At 55.6% G+C, this 17959-nt stretch carries 19 protein-coding genes; 17 read left to right on the plus strand and 2 right to left on the minus strand.

The annotated features are described in order from the left end of the window. Positions 1-67 precede the first annotated feature (67 nt). The 12 genes from DWY76_RS02405 (at position 68) to DWY76_RS02460 (ending at position 13652) form a co-directional block, all read left to right on the plus strand. A complete protein-coding gene (locus DWY76_RS02405) occupies positions 68-1042 on the plus strand; it encodes an ABC transporter ATP-binding protein (protein ID WP_120079616.1) in 975 nt (324 codons plus the stop codon). Further along, positions 1039-1911, plus strand: a complete 873-nt coding sequence (locus tag DWY76_RS02410) for an ABC transporter permease (protein ID WP_097777883.1) — start codon at positions 1039-1041, stop codon at positions 1909-1911. The genes DWY76_RS02405 and DWY76_RS02410 overlap by 4 nt, the downstream gene beginning before the upstream one ends. Positions 1912-1926: 15 nt before the next feature. Then, positions 1927-3357: a Gldg family protein gene (locus tag DWY76_RS02415; protein WP_120079618.1), complete on the plus strand. Its 1431-nt coding sequence runs from the start codon at positions 1927-1929 to the stop codon at positions 3355-3357. 12 nt (positions 3358-3369) lie between these two features. Beyond that, positions 3370-4353 (plus strand): DUF4340 domain-containing protein, encoded by a 984-nt coding sequence (locus tag DWY76_RS02420; protein WP_120079620.1) that lies wholly within the window; start codon positions 3370-3372, stop codon positions 4351-4353. A 279-nt stretch (positions 4354-4632) separates the two neighbouring features. Continuing rightward, positions 4633-5679, plus strand: coding sequence for a spermidine/putrescine ABC transporter ATP-binding protein (gene potA / locus DWY76_RS02425; RefSeq protein ID WP_097774916.1), 1047 nt, complete (start codon positions 4633-4635; stop codon positions 5677-5679). 9 nt (positions 5680-5688) lie between these two features. Further along, positions 5689-6504: an ABC transporter permease gene (locus DWY76_RS02430; protein ID WP_044953212.1), complete on the plus strand. Its 816-nt coding sequence runs from the start codon at positions 5689-5691 to the stop codon at positions 6502-6504. After that, complete coding sequence (locus tag DWY76_RS02435; RefSeq protein WP_005937234.1) at positions 6504-7349, plus strand: ABC transporter permease; 846 nt, start codon at positions 6504-6506, stop codon at positions 7347-7349. The genes DWY76_RS02430 and DWY76_RS02435 overlap by 1 nt, the downstream gene beginning before the upstream one ends. Beyond that, positions 7349-8581 carry a spermidine/putrescine ABC transporter substrate-binding protein gene (locus DWY76_RS02440; protein ID WP_120079622.1) on the plus strand — a complete coding sequence of 411 codons (1233 nt, stop codon included), beginning with the start codon at positions 7349-7351 and terminating at the stop codon, positions 8579-8581. The genes DWY76_RS02435 and DWY76_RS02440 overlap by 1 nt, the downstream gene beginning before the upstream one ends. Positions 8582-8643: 62 nt before the next feature. Continuing rightward, complete coding sequence (locus DWY76_RS02445) at positions 8644-9381, plus strand: acyl-ACP thioesterase domain-containing protein (protein WP_097781859.1); 738 nt, start codon at positions 8644-8646, stop codon at positions 9379-9381. 179 nt (positions 9382-9560) lie between these two features. After that, positions 9561-9848, plus strand: a complete 288-nt coding sequence (locus DWY76_RS02450) for a hypothetical protein (RefSeq protein ID WP_005937246.1) — start codon at positions 9561-9563, stop codon at positions 9846-9848. A gap of 547 nt (positions 9849-10395) precedes the next feature. After that, positions 10396-11910 (plus strand): IMP dehydrogenase, encoded by a 1515-nt coding sequence (locus DWY76_RS02455; RefSeq protein WP_005937254.1) that lies wholly within the window; start codon positions 10396-10398, stop codon positions 11908-11910. A gap of 224 nt (positions 11911-12134) precedes the next feature. Continuing rightward, a complete protein-coding gene (locus tag DWY76_RS02460) occupies positions 12135-13652 on the plus strand; it encodes a nicotinate phosphoribosyltransferase (RefSeq protein ID WP_097781858.1) in 1518 nt (505 codons plus the stop codon). A 22-nt stretch (positions 13653-13674) separates the two neighbouring features. Here the strand turns inward: DWY76_RS02460 and DWY76_RS02465 are convergent, their stop codons facing one another. Both DWY76_RS02465 and DWY76_RS02470 read right to left on the minus strand, forming a co-directional pair. Then, positions 13675-15333 carry a recombinase family protein gene (locus DWY76_RS02465; protein WP_120079624.1) on the minus strand — a complete coding sequence of 553 codons (1659 nt, stop codon included), beginning with the start codon at positions 15331-15333 and terminating at the stop codon, positions 13675-13677. A 340-nt stretch (positions 15334-15673) separates the two neighbouring features. Next, on the minus strand, positions 15674-16051 hold the full coding sequence (locus tag DWY76_RS02470) for a helix-turn-helix transcriptional regulator (protein ID WP_120079626.1): 378 nt from the start codon (positions 16049-16051) through the stop codon (positions 15674-15676). Between the two features lie 147 nt (positions 16052-16198). Here DWY76_RS02470 and DWY76_RS02475 point away from each other — a divergent pair, with 147 nt between their 5' ends. The 5 genes from DWY76_RS02475 (at position 16199) to DWY76_RS02490 (ending at position 17804) form a co-directional block, all read left to right on the plus strand. Next, a complete protein-coding gene (locus tag DWY76_RS02475; RefSeq protein WP_120079672.1) occupies positions 16199-16429 on the plus strand; it encodes a helix-turn-helix transcriptional regulator in 231 nt (76 codons plus the stop codon). 233 nt (positions 16430-16662) lie between these two features. Continuing rightward, positions 16663-16827, plus strand: a complete 165-nt coding sequence (locus DWY76_RS13910; RefSeq protein ID WP_165852549.1) for a hypothetical protein — start codon at positions 16663-16665, stop codon at positions 16825-16827. Further along, complete coding sequence (locus DWY76_RS02480) at positions 16824-17036, plus strand: hypothetical protein (RefSeq protein ID WP_120079628.1); 213 nt, start codon at positions 16824-16826, stop codon at positions 17034-17036. The genes DWY76_RS13910 and DWY76_RS02480 overlap by 4 nt, the downstream gene beginning before the upstream one ends. Positions 17037-17038: 2 nt before the next feature. Further along, entirely contained in the window at positions 17039-17245 is a 207-nt protein-coding gene (locus DWY76_RS02485) for a hypothetical protein (protein ID WP_120079630.1), read from the plus strand. Between the two features lie 46 nt (positions 17246-17291). Further along, positions 17292-17804, plus strand: a complete 513-nt coding sequence (locus tag DWY76_RS02490; protein WP_120079632.1) for a hypothetical protein — start codon at positions 17292-17294, stop codon at positions 17802-17804. Positions 17805-17959: the final 155 nt, after the last annotated feature.

Below are 17959 nucleotides of genomic sequence, written 5' to 3' on the forward strand. Positions count from 1 at the left end.
TTAATTTTTACACATTTTCGGTCTAAAATATACCAGCATTGAACTAGATGAAAAAGGAGCGTTTGCTGTGATCGAAGTATCGCATCTGAGCAAAAAGTATGGCACGCACCCTGCCATTGAAGATTTGTCCTTTACGGTGGGCGACGGCCAGATCTTCGGCCTGCTCGGCCCCAACGGCGCGGGCAAATCCACGATCATGAATATCCTCACCGGCTACCTTGCCCCCACCTCCGGTGAAGTGAAGGTGGCGGGCTTCAGCCTGCCGGAGCAGGCCCAGCAGGCCAAGGCCTGTGTGGGCTATCTGCCCGAGCAGCCGCCGCTCTACCCGGAAATGACGGTGCAGGAATATCTGGATTTTGCTGCAGAGCTGAAAGGCATCAAAAAGAAGGCTGACCGCAAAGAACAGGTGCGCAAAGCTGCCCGCCGCACCGGGCTGGAAGAGGTGCTGCCCCGGCTCATCCGCAGTCTGTCCAAGGGCTACCGCCAGCGCGTGGGCATTGCGCAGGCACTGCTGGGCGCGCCGCAGCTCATCATTCTGGACGAGCCTACCGTGGGACTTGACCCTGCACAGGTCATCGAGATCCGCAGACTGATCCGGGAGCTGGGAAAAAGCCACACGGTCATCCTGTCCAGCCACATCCTCAGCGAGGTGCAGGCAGTGTGCAGTCAGGTACTGATCCTTTCCAAGGGGCATCTGGTGGCGGTGGGTGCGCCGGAACAGCTGGCCGAAAAGCTGAATCCCGGCAGCCGTCTGCGCGCTACCGCTCTGGGCGGGGGGCAGACCGTGCTGAAAGCAGTCGGCTCCATTCCGGGCATCCGCAAGGTGGAAATCGAATCCGAGGCCGACGGACAGGTGACCTTTACCGCAGAAAGTGCCGATGCTTCTGACCGCCGCGCCGAGGTGTCCCGCGCCCTTTCGCAGGCCGGATGCACGGTGCTGGCGCTGGCAGCGGAAAACAGGACGCTGGAGGAAGTGTTCCTTGCACTGACCGAAAACGAGTCTGAAACACCATCGGATGAAGGGGAGGAGAAAACGGAATGACCGCCATTTTCAAACGCGAAGTCCGCAGCAGCTTTCATGGCATGATCGGCTACGTGCTCACCGCCTTTATGCTGGCGGCAACGGCCATCTATTTTGTTGCCCTGAATCTGGGCTACGGCCTGACGGATTTTGGCTATTACACGCTTTACCGCACCACGTTTGTGCTGCTTTTGTATATCCCGGTTCTCACCATGCGCTCCTTTGCAGAGGAACGCCGTACCCGCACCGATCAGCTGCTGCTTACCAGCCCGGTGTCTGTGTGGGAGATCGTGCTGGGCAAATTCTTTGCCCTGTGCGTCATCTTTGCACTGCCGTGCCTTGCCGGTGCGGTCATGATCCTTGTACTGGCCGCACTGGGTGCCACCGGCACGGCCACGCTGGCAAACTTGGCCGCTCTGCTGTGCTATTATCTCATGGGCTGCGCCGCCATTGCCATTGGCGTGTTTCTTTCCAGCCTGACCGAGAATCAGATCATTGCTGCGGTGGCAGGTGTTGCCGCACTGCTGCTGGCCTACATGATGCCCAGCCTGCGCAGCATGTTCACGGCAGGCAGCGCAGTGGCGCTGGCCCTGTTCACCGCCATTGCGGCAGTGCTCAGTGTGGTGGCAGGCCTGCGTACCCGCAGCTTTACGCTGGGCTGCCTGACCTTTGCGGGCTGCTGTGTGGTGCTGACGGCACTGTTCCTGCTGCAGAGCAGCTGGCTGACCGAAGCGTTCAGCGCGGTGCTCAGCGGGCTGTGCCTGTTCACGCCGTTTGAAGAGTTTGTCAACAACAGCTTTTCCATCCCGACGCTGGTGTACTACCTGACCGTGACCATGCTGTTTTTGTTCTTCACGGCGCAGGGGCTGGAAAAGCGCCGCTGGAACTGAGGGGAGGGGAACAACATGAAAAATTTCAAATTTTCTTCCTCTGCAAACGGCAAGGTGTTCCGCAATGGGCTGTACTCCACGGCCATTCTGGCAGCAGCCATCGTGTTGGCCGTGCTGATCAATCTGCTGGTGGGGGCCATCCCGAAAAAATACACCGAATTCGACCTCTCTGCCGCCAAAATGTACACGCTGGGCGACAGCTCCAGGCAGCTGATGCAGAGCCTGGATCAGGACGTGACCGTTTATTATCTCTGTGAGACCGGCAGCGAGGATGCCATTATCACCAAGCTGCTGGATCACTACGCCGACGAGAGCGGTCACTTCCACTGGGAGCAGAAGGACCCGGCGCTTTACCCGACCTTTGCAGCGCAGTACGGCGCAGAGAATGCATCCACCGGCAGTCTGATCGTGGTCAGCGGTGAGAACAGCGAAGTGCTGAACGCCGCCGAACTTTACGAGTACGATTACTCCGATTACTACACCACCGGCGCTGCCAACGTGACCTTTGGCGGCGAAAAGCAGATCAGCTCTGCCATCTACAAGCTGACTGCCGCAGCAGAAAGTCACGCCTACTACACCACCAACCACGGCGAGCAGGCGCTTACCTCCTCACTGACCGAGGCGCTCAAGGCGCAGAATATCGATGCCCAGCCGCTGGATCTGCTCACCGGCACCATCCCGGAGGACTGTGATCTGCTCATCATCAGCGACCCCGCTTCGGATTTTGCAGCTGACGGCCTTGTGGATGAGATCGCGCAGCTGCAGGCCTATCTGGAAAACGGCGGCAAGGTGCTGCTGACCACCAGCGGCTATACCGAAACGCCCGATCTGGATGCAGTGATGGCACAGTTCGGCCTTGCGCGTGAGCCGGGCCTTGTGGTGGAGGGCGATGCGGGCCACGCGCTGCACGGCTACCCGTACTCGCTGTTCCCGGACTACGCGGCCGCCGACGAAAGCACCGCGCTGGACGGCGTGAATCAGAGCACCCATGTGATGCTCTCGGTGGCACAGGGCATCACCATTACCGAGACAGACGATGTGACGGCGGAACCGCTGCTGTATACCACCGAGGATGCCTACAGCAAGCAGGACTTTGATGCCAGCTCTTCTTCCGCAAAGGAAGCCGGCGATACCGACGGCCCGTTCTCGCTGGCCGTATGGGCGCGCAATGAATCCACCGGTGCCGAGGTGATCTGGATCGGCTGCCCCAACATGGACAACGAGCAGGTGTACCAGTCCATCCCGGGCAACCTGACCTTCCTGCAGGGCTGTGCCGCTTCGCTGGTAGGGCAGAGCCTGCTCATCGACACCAAAGCACTGGAAGCTGCGCCCATCACGGTCCCGGCTTCCGCATCCATGACGCTGGGCATGGTGTTCGTATTCGTGCTGCCCGCAGCAGTGCTCATTGCAGGTGCTGTGGAGGTGCTGCTGCGCCGCCGCAGGTAAGGGGGCACTGCCATGAAAACAAAACAGCGCACCCTTGCGGTGCTTCTGGTGCTGGTGCTTGTGCTGGGCGGGCTACTGTGGGTTGTCAGCCGCAGCAATGCCGCAGAAGAGGCTGCTTCCAGCGCCGCCGCAGAGGGCAGCATCCTGCTCTCTTCCTTTGCGGCAGGCGATGTGACCAGCATCCGGTATGCCTATGGCGGCGAAACGCTTACCTTAAATTACGATTCCGGCAGCTGGACGCTGGCGGATGACCCGGACTATCATCTGGATGCAGCTGCCTGCAATACCATGGTCACGGCGCTGGCATCCCTGAATGCCAAACGTCAGCTCACGGCTCAGCCCGGCGAGGACTACGGCCTTGCCGACCCGGCTGTTACGGTCACGGTGACGGCGGCAGGCGAGACGAACACCTTTGCCTTTGGCACCGAGAACCCGGTCACAGGAGATCTGTATGTGCAGAAGGCAGGGGACGATGCCGTGTACACCGTTTCTGGCAACAAGGCGGCCTGCTTTGAGCTGACCAAAGCGGACCTTTTTGGCGCGTTCAACCCGGCGGGACTGACGGCCTCCGCGCTGGAAAGTGTTTCCATTACGACGGGCAGCGGCACCCTTGCACTGAATGCAGTCTCTGAGCCTGCGGAAGCGGAGAGCGATTCCTCGGAAAGCGCGGCCGATTCCACCACCTATCAGACCGTGTGGCGGCTGGCCGATGAACCCTCTGCCGATCTGGACGACAGCAAGGTGCAGAGCATCCTCTCCGCTCTGGCAGGCTATGTGACCGCACAAATCACGGATGCCGACCCTTCGGCCTATGGCTTTGCTGCACCGCTTGCAACGGTGCGGGCCGCCTCTGCCGATGGGACTGTGACCCTCCACTACGCCGAAAATGCAGACGGCTGCTGGATGATGGTGGAGGGGGACAGTTCCGTCTATGCGGTTGACCTTGACACTGTGCAGGCCCTTCTGATAACGGCCGCTGCCTTAAAAGCTGAATAAAAACCTTTGTGCGCCGTATGCGGAAAGCCCGCTGCGGCGCATGTTTTTTTGTTGCGGCGTGTAAAGCTTCGGCAAACATTGGCAGAGTGATTGACATTTCAGCAAAGATTGATTAAGATAGACGAGACAGGGCAGAATAACTGCGCAATATAAGAGCCTGCTTTTGCAGGTTCTCCGGTCGTCATGGATGTTGTGCGGGGCTGGGTCGCCCTGGTACGAGGGATGGGGCATGGCCCTGTCTTTTTTCGTATCTGAGTTACAAGGAGGATAAAGTAAAAAATGGACAACTCGGTGATCGTTTCACTGCGGGATATCGTAGTGGAATTTGACGGTCAGCGCATTCTGGATGGGCTGAACCTCGACATCCATGACAAAGAGTTCGTGACGCTGCTGGGCCCTTCCGGCTGCGGCAAAACCACCACCCTGCGTCTGATCGCAGGTTTTCTGGAACCCAATTCCGGCAAAGTGCTGCTGAAAGGTGAGGACATTACCGGCGTGCCGCCCTATAAGCGCCCGGTGAACACCGTTTTTCAGAAATACGCACTGTTCCCGCACCTGAACGTGTTCGAGAACGTGGCCTTCGGTCTGCGGCTCAAAAAGATGGACGAAGAGACCATCCGCCGCAAGGTGCGCAACATGCTGGAAGTTGTTGGCCTGAAAGGCTTCGAGCGCCGCAGCATCAGCCAGATGTCCGGCGGCCAGCAGCAGCGCGTGGCCATCGCCCGCAGTCTGGTGAACGAGCCGGAGATCCTTCTGCTGGATGAACCCCTTGGCGCACTGGACCTCAAGCTGCGCAAGGAGATGCAGCTGGAGCTGAAGCGCCTGCAGCGCGAAATGAACATTACCTTTATTTATGTTACCCACGATCAGGAGGAAGCCCTTACCATGTCCGATACCGTCGTGGTCATGAACGGCGGCAAGGTGCAGCAGATCGGCACGCCGGAGGATATTTACAATGAGCCGAAGAATGCCTTTGTTGCAGACTTCATTGGCGATTCCAACATCGTGGACGGCGTGATGCACCGGGATTTTCTGGTGTCCTTCTCCGGCGTGGACTTCCCCTGTGTGGACCGCGGCTTTGCCCGCGAGCAGAGCGTGCAGGTAGTGGTGCGCCCCGAGGATATCGAGGTGGTCTCTCCTGTGGAAGGCCAGCTTGTCGGCGTTGTGAACGATGTCATCTTCAAGGGTGTCCACTTTGAGATGCATGTGGAGTGCGAGGGCCGCGAATGGCTGATCCATTCCACCCGCGCCTGCACCCCCGGTGAGACCATTGGTATGCGCATCGGCCCCAACGAGATCCACATTATGGCGCGTTCAGAGGGGTGAGCCGCAATGATGAAGATTTACGATAAAAAGCTGGCCTATCCGTACTTTGTATGGATGACGCTGTTCACAGTGGTGCCTTTGATCATCGTGGTGTACTATGCATTTACGGATGCAAACGGAGCTTTCACGCTGGATAACCTCACCTCCATCAGCGGCTACGGCTCGGTGTTTGCCCGCAGCCTGCTGCTGGCCCTCATTGCCACGGTCATTTGTCTGGTCATTGCGTTCCCGGTGGGCTATTTCCTTTCCCGCCTGCGGGTGAACAAGCAGCACATCATGCTCATGCTGGTCATGCTGCCCATGTGGATGAACTTTCTGCTGCGCACCTACGCATGGATGGGCCTGCTCAGCATCAACGGCCCGGTGAACGCCGTTCTGGGCGTGTTCGGCCTTGGCCCCTTCAATATGCTCAACACCTCCGGTGCGGTGGTGCTGGGCATGGTGTATAACTATGTGCCCTATATGATCCTGCCGCTGTACACCAGCATGACCAAGATCGACCAGAGCCTGGTGGAAGCTGCGCAGGATCTGGGCGCTTCCACCACCAAGACCCTTCTCCGGGTGCTCATCCCCATGAGCGTGCCCGGCATCAGCACCGGCATCACCATGGTGTTCGTCCCGGCGGTGTCCACCTTTGTTATCAGCCGTATGCTGGGCGGCGGCTCCAACCTGCTCATTGGCGATCTGATCGAGATGCAGTTCCTTGGCAACAGCTACAACCTGAACGTGGGTTCTGCCATGAGCCTTGTGCTGATGATCATTGTGCTGCTGTGCATGAGCTTCACCTCCAGCTTTGATGAAGATGAAATGGAGGGCGTGTCCTGATGAAAACGAAACATCTGCGCCTGATGCAGCGCGTCTATATCGTGCTGTTTTTCTGCTTCATGTACCTGCCCATTGCATACATGATCGTATTCAGCTTCAACCAGTCCAAGGGCTATTCGCTCTTCACCGGCTTTACCCTCAAGTGGTACTCCAGCCTGCTGCACAACTCCTCCATCCTGCATGCGCTGCTGGTCTCGCTGGAAGTGGCTCTGATCTCTGCGGTCATTGCCACTGTGCTGGGTACAGCGGCAAGTCTGGGCATTGCGTCCATGGGCCGCGGCAGCCGCCTTGTCGTCACCAACATCACCTATATCCCGGTGGTCAACCCGGAGATCATCACCGGCATCTCGCTCATGCTGCTGTTCGTGGCCTACCAGCGCTTTGCCGGGGGTGTCTCCTGGCTGCCGGATACCATCATGGGCTTCCCGACGCTGCTCATTGCGCATATCGCGTTCAATGTGCCATATGTCATCTTCAACGTCACGCCCAAGCTCAAGCAATTGGATATCAAGCTGTATGAGGCAGCGCTCGACCTTGGCTGCGACCCCAAGCAGGCCTTCTTCAAGGTCATCCTGCCGGAGATCAGCCCGGCCATCCTGTCGGCATTCCTCATCTGCCTGACCTATTCCATCGACGACTTCATGATCTCCTATTTCAACTGCGGCACGGTGGAAACGCTGCCCATCGCCATCTACTCCATGACCCGTAAAAAGGTCAGCCCGGAGATCTATGCGCTGTCCACCATCATGTTCGTGGTCATTCTGTGCATCATTCTGATCTCCAACGCAATGGAGAGCCGCAGCTACCGCCGCGACCAGAAGGCGCTGAGAGGGGAGGGCGTGTGATGAAACGTTTTGCTGTGTTGCTGCTGGCGCTGGCAATGGCGGTCTGCTGTGCAATGCCCGCCTTTGCCGCCGGCACCATTGAGGTGACCGAGGATGTCTCGGTGTCGGACGATTACGACTGGACCCGCTTCAAGGGCCAGAACGTGGCCATCAATGTCTATAACTGGGGCGAGTACATCTCCAACGGCTCGGACGACAGCGTGGACGTGGTGGCGGCCTTTGAAAAGCTTACCGGCATCAAGGTGAACTACACCACCTTCGACTCCAACGAGTCCATGTACGCAAAGCTCAAGTCCGGCGCAGCCAACTACGATGTGGTCATTCCGTCGGATTACATGGTGGCAAAAATGATCGCCGAGGGGATGCTCAAGCCTCTGAACTACGACAATATCCCGAACTTCAAAAAGATCGATCAGGAATACGTGGATCCGGATTACGATCCGCAGAATACCTACACCGTGCCCTACATGCTCTGCACCACCGGCATCATTTATAACACCACCATGGTGGACAAAGCGCCCACCAGCTGGGCCGACCTGTGGGACGAGCAGTACGCAGGCAATATCCTGATGTTCAACAACAGCCGCGATGCCTACGCCATTGCTGCTTTTAAGAGCGGACACGATATCAACCCGCAGTCCACCGAAGAGGTGGATGAGGTGGTGGAAGAGCTGAAGGCTCAGAAACCGCTGGTGCAGGCCTACGTCATGGATGAGATCTTTGATAAGATGATCGGCGGCGAGGCAGCCGTCGGTGTGTACTACTCCGGCGATGCCATCACCATGATCGACGATAATCCAGACCTTGCATGGGTGTTCCCGGAGGAAGGCAGCGTGCTTTCCGTGGACTGCATGACCATTCCTGCTGCCAGTGAACATCAGGAAGCTGCGGAAATGTTCATCAACTTCATGTGTGAGACGGACATCGGCAAGGCAAACGCCGAGTACATCGGCTACACCACCCCCATGCAGGATGTGTGGGAGGTGCTGGACGAGGATCTGAAGGAGAGCGAGATCGCTTATCCGTCCGAAGAGAAAACCGCCAAGGAAAAGGTGTTCACTGCCCTGAGCGACGATGTGAACAGCGAGCTGGACGTGAAGTGGAGCGAAATGAAGAGCTACGACGAGGGTGGCAGCAGTCTGCTGTTCCTTGCGCTGCTGGCAGCCATGGTAGCGCTGGCCTGCTTCAACATCTGGCGCAAGGTCCGCAGGCGCAACCGCAATCAGTATTAAACGCAAAGGAGGCTGCTGCACAGAACAACGTGCAGTGGTCTCTTTTTATAGAAAGGAAAACCATGGAACAGTTCTTTTACACCGAGACCATGACAGTCATGAACGCAGATGCCGACTTCCGCAGCCTGCTCAAGCCCAGCGCCCTGCTGCGCTATGTGGAGCAGATTTCGACAGACCACGCCCGCGCCTTTGGTATGGATGACCAGTTCTTCAAAGATCGCGGTGTGACCTTTCTGGTGGGCAAGCAGGCCCTGAAATTTGACCGTGTGCCCCAGCGTGCCGAAACGCTGACCCTTACCTCCCGGGCGCAGGTCAGCAAACACGGTTCGGTCAAACGCATCACCACCCTGACCGATGCCGAGGGCAAAGAGGTGGCTATGGTGGACTGCCGCTGGATCGTGGCAAGCCTTGCCGAGGGCCGTATCCTGCGGGAGCCGGGCTGGACGGTGGAGAATTTCTGGAACGATACGGTGGAGGGCGAGCTGCCTTTGCAGCTGCACAAGTGCAAGGACGGTCTGACCAGTGCAGGGGAGTGGACGGCGCATTATTCCCAGTGCGATCTGAACGGCCATTTGAACAACGCATTCTATCTGGACCTTGTCTGCGATGCGCTGCCGCTGGAAGTGATGCGCAAAGGCCCCGTGACATTTGCTTCTATCAACTACCACCGCGAGATCCCGATGGGAGAAACGGCAGAGGTGTTTTATGCCCCTTCGGCGGATGGCTGGTATGTGGTCGGAAAGCACAACGGCCAGACCAGCTTTGAGTGCTATCTGGAGGTGGGAAAGACAAATGTGTAAATCGTTGATTTCTCAAGAGAACCGCTGCGCCGCTTTTAGCTGAAAATAAGCGAGCAATGCAAAAAAAGCGTCACCCGTGCAGAAAAAACCGGCGCATTTTGAGAATTGCATCCTCTGAGGAACAGGGAGTACTCTTTTATTAGAAGGATCTTCTGATTGTCCAAAGGAGGATAAAACAAATGAAAAAACATCTCCGAGTCCTTGCGGCCGTTCTGGTACTGTGCTTCAGTCTGCTGTGCCCGGCGGCATCTGCCGCCAGTGTACAGACTGCGGCCTGCAAGCCGTCCACTGCAGCCGTTCAGACCATTTCTGCCGGCAAAAAGACGGAGCAGATGGTCTGGGTCCCAACGCACGGCGGCAAAAAATATCACAGCAAGTCTACCTGCAGCAATATGAAAGACCCGGAAAAGGTTACATTATCGAAAGCAAAAGCGGAAGGCTTCACTGCTTGCAAAAAGTGCTATTAAGAAAATAAAGAATGATCTGCAAAGCCCTTGCCGGAAATTTTCTGGCAGGGGTTTTATATGTGTCTACAAAAAGTTAACAAAAGAAATTACAGAAAAATTACAAAACCCTATTGCAAAATGGTTTCAAAAGAGTTACAATATGGTTACAGCAAGGGCACAAGCCCTGCTGAGTGTGAAATCTTTTTCTTCTTGTTTTTTGGGGATATCGGGCACAGGTTCTCCTCCTCCGGCTGTTCTCCTTCACAGTCGTGATCCATGTGCCGCACAGGCGGTATCCCGCTTCGTGTGCAAAAAAGCTCGTCCGTTCTGGACGAGCTTTTTTGCATCCATAAATCACGCAAAAACCGGCTTCTCATGCGGGAAAGTATGACCTTACGCCATTTTGGTGGGCAATTTGCCTGTTTTTCTGCAAAGGACATTTACAAAGTTTGGCGCGGCGGGGGTTTGTATTCCGGCTGGCTTTGTGGTACAGTATATACAATCAATTTATAGGTTGCAAACATGAATCCGATTGATGTTGATGCGTTAAGAGAAAAGGAGTTTGAACATGGCTTATTTCTATAAAGAACCTTCCCGCACTTTCGGTGAATATCTGCTGATCCCCGGCTATTCCTCTGCAGAGAATATCCCCACGGCTGTCAGCCTCAAGACCCCGCTGGTCAAGTACCGCAAGGGCGAGGAGGAGTGCCCCCTGCAGATGAATATTCCCATGATCAGCGCTATCATGCAGGCGGTCTCTGGCGATAAGCTGGCCATTGCACTGGCCCGTCAGGGCGGCGTGTCCTTCATCTACGGATCTCAGAGCATTGAGAACGAGGCTGCCATGGTGCGCCGCGTCAAGAGCTTCAAGGCTGGTTATGTCGTGTCCGATTCCAACCTGGCCCCCACTGCCACCCTGCACGATGTGCTGGAGCTGAAGGCACGCACCGGCCACTCCACCATTGCCATCACTGCCGATGGCACTCCGAGCGGCAAGCTGCTGGGCATTGTTGCATCTCGTGACTACCGCATCAACCACACCCCGGATGATGCCCCTGTCACCACCTTCATGACTCCCATTGAAAAGCTGGTCACTGCACCGGAGAACACCTCCCTGCACGACTGCAACAACATCATCTGGGATAACAAGATCAACACCCTGCCTCTGGTGGATGCCGAGGGCAACCTGAAGTATATGGTGTTCCGCAAGGACTACGACTCTCACAAGAAGAACGCCAATGAACTGCTGGATAAGAACAAGAGCTATGTGGTGGGCGCCGGCATCAACACCCGCGATTACGCTGAGCGCGTGCCCGCACTGGTGGATGCCGGTGTGGATGTGCTGTGCATCGACTCTTCCGAGGGTTACTCCGAGTGGCAGAGCCGCACCATCGGCTGGATCCGTGAGCACTACGGCGATACCGTCAAGGTGGGCGCAGGCAACGTTGTGGATGCCGAGGGCTTCCGCTTCCTGGCCGAGGCTGGTGCAGACTTCGTGAAGATCGGCATTGGCGGCGGTTCTATCTGCATCACCCGCGAGACCAAGGGCATTGGCCGTGGTCAGGCTACCGCTGTCATCGAGGTGGCAAAGGCCCGCGATGAGTACTATAAGGAGACCGGCATCTATGTGCCCATCTGCTCCGACGGCGGCATCGTCCACGATTACCACATCACGCTGGCACTGGCCATGGGTGCGGATTTTGTGATGCTGGGCCGCTACTTTGCCCGCTTTGACGAAAGCCCCACGAATAAGGTGCGCATCAACGGCCAGTATATGAAGGAGTATTGGGGCGAAGGCTCCAACCGTGCCCGCAACTGGCAGCGCTACGATCTGGGCGGTTCCAGCAAGCTGAGTTTTGAGGAAGGCGTGGACAGCTACGTGCCCTATGCCGGCCCTCTGGCTGACGGTGTGCAGACCACTCTGTACAAGGTCAAGAGCACCATGTGCAACTGCGGCGCTCTGTCCATCCCGGAGCTGCAGCAGAAAGCAAAGCTGACCGTGGTTTCCTCTACCTCCATCGTTGAGGGCGGCAGCCACGACGTTGTGCTGAAGAATGCTACCCCCAATATCATCAACGGTTAACACGTTTGTTCTGAAAGCCGCCCGTGCTGTTTGTGTATGGGCGGCTTTTTCTTACCGGAAATTGACCGGGATTTTCCAAAAATGCTTGCACCGCTCTGCGTTTGGTGATATCATGATAGAAACGCACTGTCAAGACAGGCAGGCGCGCAAACCTTCCCACAGGTCAGAACGGCAGGGGACAGCAAGGAGCCTTTGCCGGGTGTAAAGAAGAGAGGATACTATTCATGGACGAAATCAAGGTTGTGCCTTATATTCCAGATGAGGACTACGACAACCCCGCAATGGTCGTGGATTTTTATGAATTTACTATGGCAAACTGCCTGTTCCTGCACGGATTCAAGGACACCACGCTGGTGTTTGATATGTTCTTCCGCAAGAACCCGGATAATCAGGGTTACTCCATCAGTGCCGGCCAGCGCAAGCTGACCCGTTTTCTGCTGAATTATCATTTCAATGCACAGGATATCTGGTGGCTGCGCACCAAGGGCATGAGTGAGGAATTCTGCGAGTATCTGCGCACCTATCAGTGGAAGGGCGACATGTACGCTCTGCCCGAGGGCACGGTGGCATACCCGCATGTGCAGATGGTGCGCATCGAGTGCGACCTCGTGGGCGCAATTCTGATCGAGACCTACCTGCTGCAGACCATGAACTTCCACAGCCTGATCGCCACCAAGGCTACCCGCGTCACCGGCCTGAACACCCACACGCCCCGCAGCGTGATGGAATTCGGCACCCGCCGTGCGCAGGGCGAAAGCGCTGGCAACGATGGTGCATATGCTGCTGTTCTGGGCGGCTGCGTGGGCACTGCCAACTGTTTGGCCGAGATGAAGTTCGGCGCGGAGGTCAAGGCTGTGGGTACCGTAGCGCACAGCTTCATCGAGTTCTTCCCCACGGAGTTTGATGCCTTCAAGGCCTTTGCCGATACCTACCCGGATTCGGTCAGTCTGCTGCTGGACACCTATAATATCATGGAGAGCGGTCTGCCCAACCTCATTAAACTGGACGATTACCTCATCGAAAAATACCCCAACGACCCGAACCGCCGCGTCAAGAGCGCCCGTATCGACTCCGGCGACCTGGCCCGCGGCTCCAAGCGCCTGCGCAAGGCACTGGATGCGGCCGGTAAGCCTTACATCAAGCTGGTGGCTTCCAATGGTCTGGACGAAAAGAAGATCGCCAACATGGAGCTGTATGAGCACGCTCATTTTGACTCCTACGGCGTGGGCGAAAACCTGATCACCTCTGCTTCCGACCCCGTGTTCGGCGGTGTGTACAAGCTGGTGGCGGTCAAGCAGCCGGACGGCAGCTACACTCCCAAGATGAAGTGCTCGGATTCCGCCAGCAAGGCCATCATTCCGGGCAAGAAGATGCCGTGGCGCCTCTACGATGAAAATGGTCAGGCTCAGTGTGACCTGATCGCCATGGATGATGAAGTCATCGAGGCGGGCAAGCCCGTCACGATGGTCAATCTGGACTCCGATGCCATCGAGCGCACCGTCACCATTACCCCCACCAAGGTCAAAAAGCTGCTGGTGCCGCATGTGCTGAATGGTCAGCTGGCCATTGAGCTGCCTTCGATCGCAGAGAAGAAGGCCTACATTGCAAAGCAGCTCACCGAGGAGACCTGGGAGAGCGAGCTGCGTCTGGAGTGCCCGCATAAGCACTATGTGAACATGACCCCGGCTGTGGCCGAGTGCCGTTCCAAGATGTATGCAGAGCTGCACGGCGGCAAGGTGTAAAATAAGCAAAATAAAAAGCCCCTCAAGCGTAAGCTTGGGGGGTCTTTTTATGCGGCGGAAGTGGGGCTGTACGAACAAATCTCCCGTCTGAACAATCATCGCCCTTTTCGGCTTCCCCCGATGAGGGCGGCGACCCTAAATTTTTTCGGCACTCTAAGTGGCTCATACGAACTTCGGTTTCGTCTGAGACAATCTCGCTGTCTGGACAATCATTGTCCAGCTCCAGCGGGATTTCCACGCTGTTATGGTTCCCGGTAAAGCTGAATACGATTTTGAGCCGGTTGTCATCGTAAAGATACACCGCGATCAGGAACGTGTTGAACAGCTTTGCCAGGAACTTTTTATTTTTTATATCCCCGGTACGGAAAAGCTGAAGCCCAGCGATGAGGTCATCCCGGTCAATTTCGACCCGCTCTGCTTTAGCCGTGTTGATTTTGGCTGAGAGCTTTGCTTGCTGCTCCTCAAGGTCAAGAAGCCGGGTTCTGGTGGTCGGGGTGATAATACCAGCTTCGATTGCTTTCATCAAGTTGGATATGGCCTGCTGAACAGCCGCAAGTTCGTTTTCCATGGCTTCAATGTGAAGCTCATGGTCTTTTTGCTTGAAGTAAGCAATGGTGCTGTCTACGATGAAGTCTATGGTTTCATCGTCCAAGCAGTACATCATAATGGCCCGCGCCACAGCATTTTCAATCACATCCCGGCGGATGGCTTTCTTTTCGCAGGTGTGTTCCAGCCGGTGCTTTTGACAGGCGTAGTAATAATGCATTTCGCCGGTCTTGCTGGTGCCAGAGATCCCGACCATATAGCCCCCGCAATGCCCACAGTACAGCTTGCCGGTCAGAAGATAGTTTTCTGCCCCGTGGCGGGCGCGTCCATAGCGGTTATCCTTTTTCATGCTGTAGGCCTCCTGTGCATCGTAGAAAAGCTCATCACTGATGATGCGCGGCATTCCACCGGGGATGCGAATGTCGCCGTACATGTAAATTCCGCGGTATCTATCGTTATGGCAGAGGACATGGAAGCTGCCTTTGTTCCATTCACGCCCTCTGGCGGTTTTGATTCCACGAGCATTGAGGTCATCGGCTATGCTGGCAAAAAGTTCCCCGGCGGCGACTCTCGTATAAATCTCCCGGACAATGGCCGCTTTCGGCTCATCAATTTCGGGCTTTCCGTCGGCGCCACGCTTATAGCCAAGTGGGAGACTGCCATTGACAAGCCCCTTTTTGGCATTATCGTATAGGCCGCGCTTCACATCCTCGGCCATGTTTTCGATATAGAACTGATTGACGTTCATCATCGATCTCAAAGCAAAGCGCCCGGCGGCGTTATCGTCAAAATCTTCTTCAGCATAAAAGACCTTGACCCCGCAATCAACCAAGCGGCTCTCATTTACCAGCGCCTGCATCATGTTGCGGCCTATTCTGTTGCTTTTCCATGCCAGCACATAGGCGAACTTGTGCTGCTCGGCATCCCGCATCATACGCTGGAAAGATGGGCGCTTGTCCGTTTTGCCGCTGATCGCGCGGTCCTCATAGGTGGCGGTGACGGTCAGTCCCAGCTCTGCGGCGTGCTTTCGGCAGGCTTCAACCTGCTGTTCGATGGAAACATCCCTTTGATTGTGGGAAGAATAGCGGGCGTAGATCACCGCATCGCCGCCGTTTGTCTTTTGCTTTTTGCCCATAAAAATACCTCCGGGTACACTTTGACAAGCCTGCCCGGAGGTGGTACAATAACATCTGCGAGGTCTGTTATTGCTCTGGACAGGTTTTATCCCTGTACCATCTCTGAGTAAGCTGATCTGGAACGCCTGCGGTGCTGGTAACACCGTGGGCGTTTTTATTTTGCTGAAAAACGGAAAAATCTACCGAAACGCTGACAAAGCAGGGAAGAAGCTGTTATATTTGAGCTGCTTCCGGGAGCAATCTTACAGGAAAGGGGATGCCAGCGCATGAAATCGGAAGATTATTCCAAAATCGTTGAGCAGGTAAAAGCCCTGTCGGATGCCGACCGGGAAGCGTTGCTCACTTATCTGCGCTCGCTGACAGGTAGCGCAGGTAACTCAAGGCCTCCTGCTGCTTGTCGGCCGGAAGATTCACAAACAGCTCCATAATCTCAGCCACTTTGCCGTCCTCCTGCTGGAGGGCGGCTTTTTTCTTATCGGCAGCCATTCCAATAGAGCTTCCCAAAGGTCTTGGATCATCCACTAGCCCTATAAGGTAGGCTTCATTGGTCTCAAGAGCGGATGCAAGAGGCTCCAGTATGGCAACAGGAAGTTTTTCAATATCGCCGTTTTCATAGCGGTAAACTGTAGCACGGTTTTTCCCCAAACGTGCTGCAAGCTCATCGACTGAAAAACCAAGTTCTTGCCGTCTATCACGAATTCTATCTCCAATGGTCATTTGAAGCCCTCCCTTTTAATCTCTATTATACATAAAATTCGCAAATTTGCAATTCAATTTCCCGGTTTTCAAAAAATATTTCGCATGGGATGCGAAAAGACTCTTGACTTTGAAACGGAAAGGGCGTACAATACGGATGTCGCAAATATGCGACGCAAAAAGGAGGTGAACAAAGTGAATGTGCGAAAATTGAGAGCAAAGATGATCGAAAACAACTTTTCGGTCGAAGCGCTGTCAAATATTATCGGGGTCAGCAAATCGACGTTTTATCGGAAGCTGACCGAAAAAGGCGAAAATTTCACCATTGGAGAAGCCAATGCAATAGCGCGGGCGCTGAACTTTACCGCAAGGGACTTCTCTGCGATATTTTTTGCCTAAATTGTCGCATATATGCGACGAAAGGCTACACAATGGGGGTGAATTGGAGAACACAAGAAAAAAGGCACCGTCCTGCTGGAACAGGGCGATGCCAGAAGCGATGCGCCATACCGAGCAAGGTTATCTGTCCACGTTCCCGGAGGAACGTCTGAGAAAGGCTGCATCATCGTTTTTTAGTTTAACTGATTTCCCCTCGGAAATCAAGTGGGCTATACAAGAGAAAGAAATCCAAGATGTCCGACATAAAAGTTGATGTTTCCAGCATCACGCCGGAAGCCCAGTACCAGCTGGCAAAGGGATGTTTGGAATTTTACTTTTCCATCGTCAGCCAGCCCGGCGGGCGTGAACAGCTGGACGCATGGAAAGCTGAACACCTGAGAAAGGAGAGCCGCACATGACCCACGAGGAACAGATTTCTTTGTTTGAAGCACTTGCGCTGAATGGCGCATGGAGCAACGCGGCCTGTACCGGATACTGCCTGCTGGCTATGCAGAGAGCCGGGCTTGACGAAAAGACCATCGAAAAGGTGCTGCATGAACTGCACTGGGCATTCGATGACACCAGCGTTGAACAGGCCGAGAAGATCTATTGCGGCGGGGAGGAGTAAAGATGCAGAAGCTGTTGATGTTCATGTACCACCTCACCCCCGAACAGGCGGCGGCTCGTGTCCCGGTATTCCAGTTCTGGCTGACCGCTTTTGGAGCGGCACTGCTGATCTGGCTGGACAGCAAGGGCGTGTTCGATGCTTTGGGAGCATGGCTCGGCCGTGTTCTCCGTGATACCGCGGTAGGTGACCTGATCCGCAAGTTTATGTGATTTCGGGCTTGTCCCGGTTGTTTTTCTGAAAGAAAAGGAGATTTCAATGAAATACGGAAGAAGTTTGCAGGAGCTGGCGATTGAACTTGACCGGCAGGCCAAGGTCAAAAAGGACTACGTTGCCACGGCGGGCGCTATGCAGATGACCGCCGTCAACGAGAACTTTGACCTCGTGATCGGCAACACCCCGTTCCAGCTGAACGAAAATGCCCACCGCCAGCTTGGATTGCAGCTGAAGATCCCGGCTCCCTACTACGAGCGGATGCGGGCAGAGAACCCCGGCTTGCTGATGGCAAACGTCAATGGCTGGTTCCAGCAGTCCCCGGACACCCGCCGCATGGTTCGTACCCTTGACGGCACCGCCCGCGCCATTCTCTCCGACCGCTACCGCCGCATCGACAACTACGAGGTTGCCCAGACGGTCCTGCCGATTATTTCTGAAATGCAGGGTGCCCGCATTGAAAGCTGTGAGCTGACCGATAGGATCCGCGCCGCTGACGGGCTTCCATGCGTTCTTTTTCAATCATGGCGGCAATCCGGGACTTCTCTTTGGTACTGAACCCCCAAGCCTTTTCGCAGGGGATGGCAACAATGAAGCCGTCCTCATAGATGCCGTATTCATTGAAATCCTCGTCAACGTACCGCTTGCAGTTGTGCGGCTGGTCGTTGAAGTCGTATTCGACCTCATCAGGAATGCGGGTCAGCTTGCCCTTG

The sequence above is a fragment of the Faecalibacterium sp. AF27-11BH genome (genome assembly GCF_003603005.1).
Lineage (GTDB): Bacteria > Bacillota > Clostridia > Oscillospirales > Ruminococcaceae > Faecalibacterium > Faecalibacterium taiwanense.